Here is a 13,455-nt window from a genome sequence, read left to right as displayed (position 1 = left end):
GCTCCCAGCCTCGTGTTGTATCTGGACGGTCAATGGGGCCGATTCCCCGTTCTGCCCAAGAATTCGCAAGAAACCAGTTCCCCCAAGAGCCACTGAAAAAGGTAGGAAACCGTGAACCCGGTAATCAAGACTTTCCAGTTCGGTCAATCGACCGTCACTCTCGAAACGGGCCGTATTGCCCGTCAGGCAACCGGCGCCGTGCTGGTTACCGTCGACAACGACGTCACCGTGCTGGTGACTGTGGTAGGCGCCAAACAGGCTGATCCAGGCAAGGGTTTCTTCCCGCTGTCGGTTCACTACCAGGAAAAGACCTACGCCGCTGGCAAGATCCCAGGTGGCTTCTTCAAGCGTGAAGGCCGTCCTTCCGAGAAAGAGACGCTGACCTCGCGCCTGATCGACCGTCCGATCCGTCCGCTGTTCCCGGAAGGCTTCATGAACGAAGTGCAGGTCGTCTGCACCGTGGTTTCCACCAGCAAGAAGACCGACCCGGACATCGCCGCGATGATCGGTACCTCGGCTGCCCTGGCCATTTCCGGCATTCCGTTCGAAGGCCCGATCGGCGCTGCCCGCGTTGCCTTCCACGAAAGCACTGGCTACCTGCTGAACCCGACCTACGAGCAACTGGCTGCCTCGAGCCTGGACATGGTCGTTGCCGGTACCTCCGACGCCGTACTGATGGTTGAATCGGAAGCTCAAGAGCTGACCGAAGACCAGATGCTGGGTGCCGTACTGTTCGCCCACGACGAATTCCAGGCTGTTATCCAGGCTGTCAAAGAGCTGGCTGCCGAAGCTGGCAAGCCGACTTGGGACTGGAAACCTGCCGTTGCCAACACCGAGCTGTTCAATGCTATCCGCGCCGAGTTCGGCGAAGCGGTTTCGCAGGGTTACACCATCACCGTCAAAGCCGACCGCTATGCGCGTCTGGGTGAGCTGCGTGACCAGGCGGTTGCCAAGTTCTCCGGTGAAGAAGGCCAGCCTTCGGCTTCCGAAGTAAAAGACATCTTCGGCGAAATCGAATACCGCACCGTTCGCGAAAACATCGTCAACGGCAAGCCACGTATCGACGGCCGCGACACCAAGACTGTACGCCCGCTGAACATCGAAGTGGGTGTGCTGCCGAAAACTCACGGTTCGGCACTGTTCACCCGTGGCGAAACCCAGGCCCTGGTCGTTGCGACCCTGGGTACTGCCCGTGATGCCCAGCTGCTGGACACCCTCGAAGGTGAGAAGAAAGACCCCTTCATGCTGCACTACAACTTCCCACCGTTCTCGGTAGGTGAGTGTGGCCGCATGGGCGGTGCTGGCCGTCGCGAAATCGGCCACGGCCGTCTGGCCCGCCGTTCGGTTCAGGCCATGCTGCCTGCTGCTGACGTGTTCCCGTACACCATCCGTGTGGTTTCGGAAATCACCGAATCCAACGGTTCCAGCTCCATGGCTTCGGTCTGCGGTGCTTCCCTGGCCCTGATGGACGCCGGTGTGCCGATGAAGGCGCCAGTTGCCGGTATCGCCATGGGCCTGGTCAAGGAAGGCGACAAGTTCGCAGTCCTGACTGACATCCTGGGTGACGAAGACCACCTGGGCGACATGGACTTCAAGGTAGCCGGTACCGCCAAAGGCGTCACCGCGCTGCAGATGGACATCAAGATCAACGGCATCACCGAAGAGATCATGGAAATCGCCCTGGGCCAAGCCCTGGAAGCGCGCCTGAACATCCTCGGCCAGATGAACCAGATCATTGGCCAGTCGCGTACCGAACTGTCGGCCAACGCCCCGACCATGATCGCGATGAAGATCGACACCGACAAGATCCGTGACGTCATCGGTAAAGGCGGCGCCACCATTCGCGCCATCTGCGAAGAGACCAAGGCTTCGATCGACATCGAAGACGACGGCTCGATCAAGATCTTCGGCGAAACCAAGGAAGCGGCAGATGCTGCCAAGCAGCGCATCCTGGGCATCACCGCCGAGGCCGAGATCGGCAAGATCTACGTCGGCAAGGTCGAGCGCATTGTCGATTTCGGCGCCTTCGTCAACATCCTGCCTGGCAAGGACGGCCTGGTGCACATCTCCATGCTGAGCGATGCTCGCGTCGAGAAAGTCACCGACATCCTGAAAGAAGGCCAGGAAGTCGAAGTGCTGGTACTGGACGTGGACAACCGCGGCCGTATCAAGCTGTCGATCAAAGACGTCGCTGCGGCCAAGGCCTCGGGCGTCTAAGCGACCGTCACGCAATAGAGAAAGGGCCCTTCGGGGCCCTTTTTTCATGGGGGCGGGAACCTTTTGCGGACTTGCATCTTGCATGCAGGTTTACCGCGCAGATTGCAAAATGCACGACCGCAGCAGCGATGGTGTTTTGCTAACTGATTGATTTAAAAGGAAATAAACGAAGAGGCCAAGCTGGCACAGCCCATGCAACTACCTTCATACCTGACGCCAGGACATACGGCGCAGACCCTTCGAAAAACAGGAGTGACCCACATGAAGAAGTTCGCCATTGCTGCCGCTACTGCTACCGCTCTGACCCTGACCATGGCTAACGGTGCATTCGCCGCTGAGCCAACCCAGGCTCCAGTCATGTTGGCGGCCAACACCGTCGACAACGCCAAGCAAGAAGGCTCCGACACTTGGATCACTACCAAGGTTAAAGCTGATCTGCTGACTGAAAAAGGCATCCCAGGCAGCGACATCAAAGTCGAGACCAGCCAAGGTGTTGTTTCGCTGTCTTCTGATGTGAAGGTTACCGAATCGCAGAAAGCAGAAGCGGTGCGCATCACCAAGAACATCAAAGGCGTCAAGAGCGTAATGTCTGACGGCCTGAAAGCCGAGTAAAGGAATGTCCCGTCGGCCAAATGGATTTGGCCACTTTCAGCAAAGCCCTGGCCCGTGCCAGGGCTTTTTCTTGAGTTCAATACACTGGGTTGCGCGCGATCACATCGCTTTCGAAGCATTCCTGCTCAAGGATCAGAGGATCCACCAATGGGCGGCTGTCGCGAAAATGCGCGGTCTGGGTATGCGCTTTATACGCAGCATCATCGCGGTAGATTTCGTACAGGTAGATCACCTCCGGATCAACCCGGTCCTGCGACACATCGAACACCAGACAGCCAGGCTCACTCGCCACGGAAGCTGCAGCATTGACCTTGATTGCACTCAGGAAAGCGTCGGCGCATCCAGGCTTCACTCGGGTCTTGATGAACAGGCTATACACAAATCTCTCCTTTTGTTTTAAATTCAATAATGAATTGTATACAAAAATGGAGCTTCGCCAATGTCCGAATTGCCTGCACGCCCTGGCCGCCTGAATGGCTTGCGCCACATCGCCCTGCTGGTGCCTAACCTGGAAGAGTGTGAACGCTTCTACGTCGATGTGCTGGGCATGGAAGTGCTGAATCGCGCCAATGAGGACCTGGTGTACCTCACTTGCGGTAACGACAACCTGTCATTGGGGCGTGGGGCAGGGGCGGCCAACGGGTTGCAGACCCTGGATCACTACGGGTTCGTTGTCGACAGTGTGGAGGAGCTGGAGGCCTGGTATGCCTACTTCAAGGCCCGTGGCGTGACCTTGCTCGACCGGCCGTTCAACCATGGTGACGGCGCACGCAGCTTCCACCTGCTGGACCCGGCCGGGAACAAGGTTCAACCGTTGTATCACCCGGCGGTGTCGGGGCAGCGCTTGGTTTAAAGCCCGTGCTGGCCTCTTCGCGGGCACGCCCGCTCCCACAGGTAGTGCGCAGGCCTGTGGGGGCAGGCGTGCCTGCGAACAGGCCAGGCCTGCCAGAGGGGATTACTCGGCATCCAGGTGCATCGGTGTCACCACCCGGCCATCGCTTTGAGGCTGCCCCAGGCTGGTATCGATGAAGTACACCCGGTCGTCTTCCAGCTTGCCCTTGTCGACCAGGTAGTCCTTGATGCTGCTGGCCCGCTCCTGCCCCAAGGTACGCAGCAAGGCGGTACTCTCGGCCCACGACTTGATCACGGCCTCGCGCAGCTTGGCGGCGCGCTCGTCACGGCCCAACTGCTCCCATTCGGCAGGCGGCTGCTGCTTCAGGCGGGTGCGGTAGATGCCTTCGAGCATCGCCGGTTTGTCACTGTCGTCAACCACCAGCATCGAGGCATTGGCCGGCACCTTGTCACCCCGTCGCTGCAGGATCTTGTACCAGGTGGCCTGGTACTCACGCTCCAGGCGTTGTTGCGCGATGAGCGGGCCATCACTGGCCTGGGCGCTGGTGCCTTCGATTTCCAGGCGCAGTTCCGGGCGCTCTTTCAGCGCGGATGCCAGCTTGTCCAAGGACGACTGGGCCTCGCCGCTGAGTTCACTGGAGCCGGGGGCGAAGGCCACGTTGCCAAGGTCTTCCGAGCTACCGCCGCTGATCAGCCCGCCAATGAATTTGAATGGCGCCTGCGCCGCGCGCAGCACCAGGTTGCGCAGGGTTTGCCAAACAATCGGCATCACGCTGAATTGCGGGTTGTTGAGGTCGCCAGACACCGGCAGCTCGATCGAGATCTTGCCCTCGGTATCCTTCAGCAATGCCACCGCCAGGCGGATCGGAAGGTCGACCGCATCCGGGCTGTCGACTTTCTCGCCCAACTGCAGTTGCTCCACTACTACCTTGTTCTCGGCCTTGAGCTGGCCGTTGGTGATCAAGTAGTGCAGGTCCAGGTTCAGCCGCCCTTTGCGGATGCGGAAACCGGCGAACTTGCCGGAGTAGGGCGTCAGCGTGGTCAGTTCGACGCGCTTGAAGCTGGTGGCAATGTCCAGGCTGGCCAGTGGGTTGAACGGGTTGAGTGCGCCCTTGATGGTGACCGGTGCGTAGCGGTCTACCTTGCCCTTGACGTCGACCTTGGCCGGCTGTGGCTTGCGGTTGTCGATGGTGCCGATCTGGCCGTTGAGTTGCTGGATGGCCGTGGCGAAGTTGGGGGTAAGCGACAGGTCGGCAAAGTTGGCCGAGCCGTCGTTGATGTCAATCTGCCCGATATGGATGCCAAGCGGCTTGTTGTTGCTGGCCGTGGTCGGCTTGGGCTGGCTGCTCGCCGGGGCGTCGGCCGGTTGCGGGATCAGCAGGTCATTGACATTGGTGGTGCGGTCTTCGTTGATGATGAAGCGTGCATAGGGCTGCAGCAGGGTCACCTTGTCGATCGACAGAGCATCGCCGTGCACGTAGGACAAGCCGTCGACGTTCACCTGCTGCCATTTGACGAAGTCGCGGCTCTTGATGGTGTCGAGGGTATGCAACTGGCTGACCTGCGCCTTGCCGGTCACATTGAAGGCCAGCGGCGCGGTGTTCTTCAGGTCGACCTTGAGGTCGCTCGAGAGCATGCCGCTGCGCAGCTCCAGCAGGATGAACGGGCTGATGTAGGCCTGGGCTACACGCAGGTCGATGTCGCGGGTGCTCACATCCAGCTTTGCCCATATCGGTGCCAGGTTGACCTGGCCTGCAGCCTGCAGCTTGCCTTGCTTACCCACACCTGTATCGAGTTTGAGGGTGAAGGGCGACTGGTTGAGGCTGTCGAAACCTTGCAGGTCGGCATTGAGAGGGCCAAGGTCCAAGGCTACCGGTGCCTTTTGGCTGCGATCTTCCAGGTGTACCAGGTAGTTGCGCAACTGCACGTCCTTGAGCAGCACTTGCCAGGGTTTGCTTGGCTCTTTGACCGCTTTCTCTTCAGGCGTAGGTGCTGCGGCCGCCGGCTCGGCCTTTTCCTTCGGCGTTGCTTTGGCGGGTTGGCTGGCGAACAGCTTCTGCCAGTCGAGCTGGCCATCTTTTTCCAGCGCCGCCCAGGTTTCGAGCTTTTCGCTGCGAACCTTGCCCACCGTGACCTGCTGCTTGACCAGGTCAATGGAGGTTTCGCTAACCTCCAGGCTGGCCAGGCGTGCCAACGGTCGGCCATCCGGCGCCTTGATCGCGAATGGCGCGATGCGCACGGAGACGTTATCCAGCAGCAGCTCGGTCTGTTTGGCGAGGTTGAGCTTGTAGTGCGTATCGAGGCTTACCACGCCGTCTTCCAGCACCAGTGGCACGGCATCGCGCACGTAGGGCCAGAACAGCTTCATCTTGCCGTCAGTGACCTTCAGTGTGCCTTCGGAGGCGATCGGCGACAGGCTCAGCGTGCCCTTCCAGTCGATGCGTCCGCCATTGGGGCCGCTGGCCACCAAGGTCATGTCGGCGTTGTCGTTGGGCAGGGTGCTGAGGTTTTTCAGCTCCAGATTCATGTTGTCGTAGAGGAACTCGATCGGCTCGCTGGGCCGCAGGTCCTCGAAGTGCAGGTAGCCGTCGACGAGCTTGATGCTGCCAATACGCAGCGGGAACGGGTCGCTGGGCGGCTCTTCGGGTTTGGCTTCGCTGGCCGGTAGTTTGAACAACCCGGTCAGGTTGAGGGTACCGTCCTTGGCGAACAGCACTTCGTTGCGCGGTTTGTCGAGCTCCACCGCTTCCAGATGCAGGGCTTTTGTCCACAGGCTGTCGAGCGAGGCGTTAGCGTAAAGACGCTCGAAACCGACCTGCTCCTTGCCCGGCTCGCCGATCTGCAGGCCCCACAGCGTCAGCTCGAGGCTGAATGGGTTGAGTTCGATCCGTTCGAGGTGGGCCGGCACGGTGGCGTATTGGGCCAACTGCTGGTTGGCGATGCGCAGTGCGACACCGGGAAGAATGAGAAAGCCGAGCAGGCTATACAGGGCTACCAAGGCCACGATTGCGCCAGCGGCGCGAGTCAATCCTTTGTACATGTGTCGCTTCGTCTGTCTAAGCAGGAGTGCTTGGAGTATGGCACGTTAAATCAGTTCCGCAGGGGGCACCCTTTTCGCTCAATCAATGCCCATGCGCCGTTTGGCCCGGTGTGCCGAGCCGTCGCGCATTGCCCAGCGAAGTACCGGCGCGGTGCGGCGCAGGCCCAGGCGGATCAGGCGCTGCTGCAGGGGCCCGTGCTGCAGGCCGAGCAGTGCCTGGGCCCAGCCGGGCAGCAAGTCGATACCCGCGTGCAGCATCAGTTTGCCAACTGGCTGTGCCAGGCGGCTGGGGGCAGGGGCGTCGAGCAGGATTCGCATGACCTCATGGCTGCGCGCATCACAGTGCAGCTGCGGGCGTATGCGTTGCAGATAGTCTTCAACTTGCTGGCACGAGCGCGGCACGTCACGGGCACCGAGGCGCTCGGCGATCAGGGCGATTTCGTTGTAATAGGCATCCTGCTCGGCGCGTGGCAGGTGTGGGTTGCGGTAACGCAGGTGGGCGGCGAGGAAACGGCTGACCTCCGCTACATGCACCCAGGTCAACAGATCCGGGTCGCTGGCCGCATAAGGGCGGCCATCCGGTGCAGTGCCGGTGACCTGCAGGTGAATGGTGCGCACTTTGTCGATCAGCCACTCGGCATCGCCAGTGGCGCCGAAGGTGGTGCCGGAAATGAACTGGCTGGTGCGGCGCAAGCGGCCGAGCAGGTCTTCACGAAAATTGGAGTGGTCCCACACACCGGCCAAGGCCAGGGGATGCAACAACTGCAGCATCAGCGCGCTGATGCCACCGACCAGCATGCTCGGGAAGTCGCCATGTACCCGCCAGCTAATACTGTGCGGGCCGAACAGGCCGGGGTCGCCCTTGGGCGATTCCAGGTCGAGCTGGCCGAGGGCCAGCCCAGTGAGGCTCATGACCTGGGTTTCGATACGGCGACGAAGGGCTTCCATGGCGACCTGCTGTACAGGGCGGCCAGATTTGCGGCCGCCGGTTACTGGTTGAGGCGTTTGTCGATCAGGCCCTGTACCACGCTTGGGTCGGCCAGGGTCGAGGTATCGCCCAGGTTTTCCAGCTCATTGCAGGCGATTTTGCGCAGTATACGCCGCATGATCTTGCCTGAGCGCGTCTTGGGTAGCGCTGGCGCCCACTGAATCAGCTCAGGCTTGGCGAAGCTGCCGATTTCCTTGCTGACCAGGGCCAGCAGCTCGGCCTTCAGCGTGTCATCTGGTGTCACGCCATTCATGGTCGTGACGAAGGCGTAGACGCCTTGGCCCTTGAGGTCGTGGGGATAACCGACCACCGCGGCTTCGGCCACGCTGTCATGCAGCACAAGTGCGCTTTCCACTTCAGCGGTGCCGATGCGGTGCCCGGATACGTTGATCACATCGTCGATGCGCCCGGTGATCCAGTAGTCGCCATCGGCATCGCGGCGGGCACCGTCGCCTGTGAAGTAGTAGCCGGGCAAGGGCTTGAAGTAGGTGTCGACCATCCGCTGGTGGTCGCCGTAGACACTGCGGATCTGCCCCGGCCAGCTGGCTTTGATCGCCAGCACGCCGGCGCCGGGGCCTTCGATCAGTTTGCCTTTTTCGTCCAGGAGCACCGGTTGCACGCCGAACATTGGCTGGGTAGCGCAGCCGGGTTTGAGTGACTGTGTGCCGGGCAGTGGGGTGAGCATGATGCCGCCGGTTTCGGTCTGCCACCAGGTATCCACAATCGGGCAGCGCTTTTGCCCGACCTCCTCGAAGTACCATTCCCAGGCTTCCGGGTTGATCGGCTCGCCGACGCTGCCCAGCAGACGCAGGCTTTTGCGTGAGGTGCTCTGCAGTGGCGCGGAGCCCTCACGCATCAGTGCGCGCAGGGCGGTCGGGGCGGTGTAGAAGATGTTCACCTGGTGCTTGTCCACCACCTGCCAGAAGCGCGAGGTATCCGGGTAGTTGGGCACGCCTTCGAACATCAGCGAGATTGCGCCATTGGCCAGCGGGCCATAGACGATGTAGCTGTGGCCGGTCACCCAGCCGACATCGGCGGTGCACCAGAACACCTCGCCGTCACGATAATCGAACACCACCTTGAAGGTCATCGTTGCCTGCAGCAGGTAGCCGCCGGTGGTATGCAGCACCCCTTTGGGTTTGCCGGTGCTGCCGGAGGTGTAGAGGATGAACAGCGGGTCTTCGGCCTCCATCGGTTCAGGGGGGCAGTCGTCGCCGGCCTCTTTCGTCGCTTCGTGATACCAGAGGTCGCGGCCCTCGGCCCAGGTAACATCGCCGCCAGTGCGGCGCACCACCAATACGCTACTGACCGCTGGGCAACTGGCCAAGGCTTTGTCGACGTTCTGTTTCAGTGGGATGCGTTTACCGCCACGCACGCCTTCATCGGCGGTGATCACGGTGCGGCAGTCGGCATCGAGAATACGGTCTCGCAAGGCATCGGGGGAGAAACCGCCGAACACTACCGAGTGGATGGCGCCGATGCGGGTGCAGGCGAGCATGGCGAAGGCGGCCTCGGGAATCATTGGCATGTAGATGCACACCCGGTCGCCTTTCTTCACACCGCGCGCTTTCATTGCATTGGCCAGGCGGCAGACCTGACGGTGCAGTTCGCGGTAGGTGATGGCCTTGGAGTCCTTGGGATCGTCGCCTTCCCACAGCAGGGCCGTTTGCTCGCCGCGCTGGGCCAGATGACGGTCGATGCAGTTGTAGCTGACGTTGAGTTGCGCACCGTCGAACCAGCGGGCCTTGCCGGTATGCAGGTCGCATTGCTGCACGCTTGACCAAGGCTTGATCCAGTCCAGACGTTTGGCCTGTTCGGCCCAGAAGGTGTCTGGGTCTTCGACCGACTGGCGGTAGAGGCGGCGGTAGTCTTCGGGGGTGAGGGCGGCGGACTGGCTGACGGCCAGGGCCTGGGGGTATTTGCGGATATCGAACATGGCGGGTGGTCCTGCTCTTGTAAGGGGCGATGGACTGCAACGGCTATTCGATAGGACAGTGTAGCTGGGAGCGGTGTTCAACCTGTGGCGGCCTCTTCGCGGGTAAACCCGCTCCTACGAGATAACGCGTTGCCTGGTAGGAGCGGGTTTACCCGCGAAGAGGCCGGCACAAGCTTCGGATCAACCGCGGTGACGGCCGCGGAAGTAGTTGATCAGGCCTTGGGTGGAACCGTCTTCGGCGCTGTCTTCCAGGCTGCCGACCAAGCGCTGGTAAACGCCCTTGCCCAGTTCCTTGCCCAGCTCAACGCCCCACTGGTCGAAGGCGTTGATACCCCAGATAACGCTCTGTACGAACACCTTGTGCTCGTACATCGCCACCAACGCGCCCAGGCGGCGCGGGCTGATGCGCTCGACCACCAACGTGTTGCTCGGGCGGTTACCCGGGATTACCTTGTGCGGGGCCAGCTTTTCGATGTCCGCTTCGTTGAGGCCTTTAGCGCGCAATTCGGCTTCGGCTTCCTCGCGGGTTTTGCCCAGCATCAGCGCCTGGCTCTGCGACAGGCAGTTGGCGTACAGCCACTGGTGGTGGTCGGCCACCGGGTTGAAGCTCACCACCGGCACGATGAAGTCGGCCGGAATCAACTGGGTGCCTTGGTGCAGCAACTGGTGGTAGGCATGCTGGCCGTTGCAGCCCACGCCGCCCCAGATCACCGGCCCGGTGTCGGTCTTCACCGGAGTACCGTCTTGCAATACGCTCTTGCCGTTGGATTCCATGTCCAGCTGCTGCAAGTGCTTGGTGATGTTGCGCAGGTAGTGGTCGTACGGCAGGATCGCGTGGCTGTTCGCGTCCCAGAAGTTGCCATACCACACGCCCAGCAGGGCCAGTAGCACCGGCATGTTCTTGTCGAACGGTGCGGTCTGGAAGTGCTGGTCCATGGTGTAGGCGCCGGACAGCAGTTCCTTGAAGTTGGCAGTGCCGATGGCCAGGGCGATCGGCAGGCCGATGGCCGACCACAGCGAGTAGCGCCCGCCCACCCAGTCCCACATCGGGAAGATGTTTTCTTCGCGGATACCGAACGCTACAGCAGCGGCCTTGTTGCTGGAAACTGCAATGAAATGGCGGTACAGCTCGGCTTCCGAGCCGCCTTGGGCCAGGTACCAGGTACGCGCGGCCATGGCGTTTTTCAGCGTCTCGAGGGTGTTGAACGACTTCGACGAGACGATGAACAGGGTGGTTTCGGCGCGCAGGTTGGCCGACAGTTCGTGGAACTCGCTGCCATCGATATTGGCCAGGTAGTGACAGCGCACGCCGCGCTGGGCGTAGGGTAGCAGCGCTTCGGACACCAGCTCGGGGCCGAGGAACGAACCGCCAATGCCAATGTTGACCACGTCGGTGATCGGTTTTTCGCTGTAGCCGCGCCACAGGCCATCGTGAATGCGGCCGACCAGTTCGGTAATCTGGTTGAGCACCTTGTGCACTTCCGGCATGACGTTCACGCCGTTGACGCTGAGTTTGTCACCTACGGGCCGGCGCAAGGCGGTGTGCAGCACCGGGCGGCCTTCGGAGGCGTTGATGATCTCACCGCTGAACATCGACTTGATGGCGTCTTGCAGGCCCACTTCATTGGCCAGGCTGACCAGCAGGTCGCGGCTTTGCTCGGTGATCAGGTTTTTTGAGTAGTCGAGGAACAGGCCGCAAGCGCTGAGGGAAAACTGGTCGAAGCGCTTGGCATCGGCGGCGAAGGCTTCGCGCATGCTGAAGCTTTGCATGGCGTCGCGGTGTTTCTGAAGCGCCTGCCAGGCGGGCAGGGCCGTCACATCGTGGGGTGTACGGTAATACGCCATTGCGCGGGGTTCCCTTGGTGCGTGGTGAGGGCTTGGACACGGCAGTCGTTGCCGGGTTCAGGCTGGCACCATTATAGGCAAAGGCCACGTGCTGGGAATGGGTATGGCAGGGGGATTTTGGTGGGGCATTGCAAGCAAGCCCGCCCCTACAGGTAAACGTGCAGGAGCGGGCTTGCCCGCGAATGGGCTGCAAGGCAGCCCAAGACCGTTATGCGGTCTTCTCTTCCAAATGCAGGTAGAGGTTGTCGATCAACCGTGTGTTACCCAGGTAAGCCGCCGCAATCACCACCAGGTCTCGATCATCGATCACTGCCGGGCGCAAGCTTACGGCATGGCGTACTTCCAGGTAATCCGGGCGGAAACCCGCTGCGCTCAGTTGCGCCTGGCCTTCAGCGACCAGCGCGGCAAAATCCCGCTGGCCACGGCCGATGCCCGCTGCAATGTGCTGCAGTGTGCGGTACAGCGCTGGCGCAGCAGTACGCTGCTCTGGCGTGAGGTAGCCATTGCGCGACGACAGCGCCAAGCCGTCTTCGGCACGCACGGTGGGTTCGCCGATGATCTGGATCGGCATGTTCAGGTCGCGCACCATGGCGCGGATCACCGCCAACTGCTGATAGTCCTTCTCGCCGAACACGGCAAGGTCTGGCTGGACCATGTTGAACAGCTTGTTGACCACGGTGGCCACGCCCTCGAAATGCCCAGGCCGGCTGGCGCCGCACAGGCCTTCGGAAAGCTGGGGCACGCTGACGCGTGTCTGCACGCTCATGCCGTCGGGGTACATCTCTTCCACGGTGGGCGCGAACAGCAGGTTGCAGCCGGCCTGCACCAGGCGCTCCTGGTCGGCTGCCAGGGTGCGTGGGTATTTGTCGAGGTCTTCGTTGGCGCCAAACTGCAGCGGGTTGACGAAGACACTGGCGACCACGAAGTCGGCGCGCTGGGCAGCCTTGGTCACCAAGGCTGCATGGCCGCTGTGCAGGTTGCCCATGGTCGGCACGAAACCGATGCGTTTGCCCTCACCGCGCGCGCGGGCCACTGCCGCGCGCAGTTCGCGGACGGTCTTGACTGTATTCATGCACTGAACCCGTGTTCGCTGCCTGGGAAACTGACTTGCTTGACCGCCTCGACGTAAGCGACGAGGGCGCTATGGATATCCGGTTGGCCCTGCATGAAGTTCTTCACGAACTTCGGTACCCGGCCGCTCAGCGACAGGCCGAGCATGTCGTGCAGTACCAGTACCTGGCCATCGGTGGCGCTGCCGGCGCCAATGCCGATTACCGGGATGCCAACGGCATTGGTGATTTCCGCTGCCAGCTCGCTGGGTACGCACTCGAGCAGCAGCATGGCCGCACCGGCCTGTTCCAGGGCAATGGCGTCGGCGCGCATCTGCCGGGCCTGGGCCTCCTGGCGGCCCTGCACTTTGTAGCCGCCCAGCACGTTGACGGTTTGCGGGGTCAGGCCCATGTGCGCGCACACCGGCACACCACGCTCGGCCAGCAAGCGGATGGTTTCGGCCAGCCAGGCTGCGCCTTCGATTTTTACCATGTGGGCGCCGGCCTGCATCAGTGTGGCGCTGTTGGCAAAGGCCTGCTCCGGCGTGGCGTGGGCCATGAACGGCAGGTCGGTGAGGATCAGCGCGCCGTCGTTGCCGCGTTTGACGCTGGCGGTGTGGTAGGCCATCTCCGCCGTGGTGACCGGCAAGGTGCTGTCGTGGCCCTGCAGGACCATCCCCAGCGAGTCGCCCACCAGCAACACTTCAACGCCGGCCTGGCTGGCGGCCTTGGCGAAGGTCGCGTCGTAGCAGGTCAGCATGGTGATTTTTTCACCCTTGGCCTTGAGGCCGTTAAGGGTGGTAAGGGTTACTTCAGGCATGTAGGAAATTCCTCGTTCAGGCGCTGTAAAAAACGACTGCATTCAACGCGTGTAGTCATCTTCCGGAGCGGCACATCATCGCGCGTGATGTTCGGG

Annotated in this window: 10 protein-coding genes; 3 read left to right on the top strand and 7 right to left on the bottom strand. The window is 61.6% G+C overall.

Features of this window, described 5'->3' with window-relative positions:
- The first annotated feature begins 111 nt into the window (after window positions 1-111).
- Complete coding sequence (pnp, locus tag REH59_RS24965; RefSeq protein WP_014859357.1) at window positions 112-2,217, top strand: polyribonucleotide nucleotidyltransferase; 2,106 nt, start codon at window positions 112-114, stop codon at window positions 2,215-2,217.
- 261 nt (window positions 2,218-2,478) lie between these two features.
- Window positions 2,479-2,829, top strand: a complete 351-nt coding sequence (locus tag REH59_RS24960) for a BON domain-containing protein (protein WP_003249976.1) — start codon at window positions 2,479-2,481, stop codon at window positions 2,827-2,829.
- A 76-nt stretch (window positions 2,830-2,905) separates the two neighbouring features.
- Here REH59_RS24960 and REH59_RS24955 read toward each other — a convergent pair whose 3' ends face one another.
- Window positions 2,906-3,208, bottom strand: coding sequence for a putative quinol monooxygenase (locus REH59_RS24955; protein WP_014859356.1), 303 nt, complete (start codon window positions 3,206-3,208; stop codon window positions 2,906-2,908).
- 60 nt (window positions 3,209-3,268) lie between these two features.
- On the opposite strand from REH59_RS24955, the gene REH59_RS24950 reads away from it, so the two are divergent.
- On the top strand, window positions 3,269-3,682 hold the full coding sequence (locus tag REH59_RS24950) for a VOC family protein (protein ID WP_003249980.1): 414 nt from the start codon (window positions 3,269-3,271) through the stop codon (window positions 3,680-3,682).
- 102 nt (window positions 3,683-3,784) lie between these two features.
- On the opposite strand, the gene REH59_RS24945 is transcribed toward REH59_RS24950, so the two are convergent.
- The 6 genes from REH59_RS24945 to panB all read right to left on the bottom strand — a co-directional run bounded on the left by REH59_RS24945 (window position 3,785) and on the right by panB (window position 13,359).
- Window positions 3,785-6,721 (bottom strand): DUF748 domain-containing protein, encoded by a 2,937-nt coding sequence (locus tag REH59_RS24945; RefSeq protein WP_014859355.1) that lies wholly within the window; start codon window positions 6,719-6,721, stop codon window positions 3,785-3,787.
- A gap of 78 nt (window positions 6,722-6,799) precedes the next feature.
- On the bottom strand, window positions 6,800-7,669 hold the full coding sequence (locus tag REH59_RS24940) for an oxygenase MpaB family protein (RefSeq protein ID WP_012053743.1): 870 nt from the start codon (window positions 7,667-7,669) through the stop codon (window positions 6,800-6,802).
- 41 nt (window positions 7,670-7,710) lie between these two features.
- Window positions 7,711-9,645: an acetate--CoA ligase gene (gene acs / locus REH59_RS24935; protein WP_014859354.1), complete on the bottom strand. Its 1,935-nt coding sequence runs from the start codon at window positions 9,643-9,645 to the stop codon at window positions 7,711-7,713.
- A gap of 180 nt (window positions 9,646-9,825) precedes the next feature.
- The gene (pgi, locus tag REH59_RS24930) at window positions 9,826-11,490 is read right to left on the bottom strand and encodes a glucose-6-phosphate isomerase (RefSeq protein WP_012053741.1); all 1,665 of its coding nucleotides are present in this window, start codon (window positions 11,488-11,490) and stop codon (window positions 9,826-9,828) included.
- 208 nt (window positions 11,491-11,698) lie between these two features.
- On the bottom strand, window positions 11,699-12,562 hold the full coding sequence (gene panC, locus REH59_RS24925; protein ID WP_014859353.1) for a pantoate--beta-alanine ligase: 864 nt from the start codon (window positions 12,560-12,562) through the stop codon (window positions 11,699-11,701).
- On the bottom strand, window positions 12,559-13,359 hold the full coding sequence (gene panB / locus REH59_RS24920) for a 3-methyl-2-oxobutanoate hydroxymethyltransferase (protein WP_003249992.1): 801 nt from the start codon (window positions 13,357-13,359) through the stop codon (window positions 12,559-12,561). Before panB ends, panC begins: the two co-directional genes overlap by 4 nt.
- Window positions 13,360-13,455: the final 96 nt, after the last annotated feature.

The sequence above is a fragment of the Pseudomonas sp. BO3-4 genome (genome assembly GCF_034044115.1).
GTDB classification, from domain to species: Bacteria; Pseudomonadota; Gammaproteobacteria; order Pseudomonadales; family Pseudomonadaceae; genus Aquipseudomonas; species Aquipseudomonas alloputida.
This window is presented reverse-complemented; position numbering and strand designations above follow the sequence as displayed.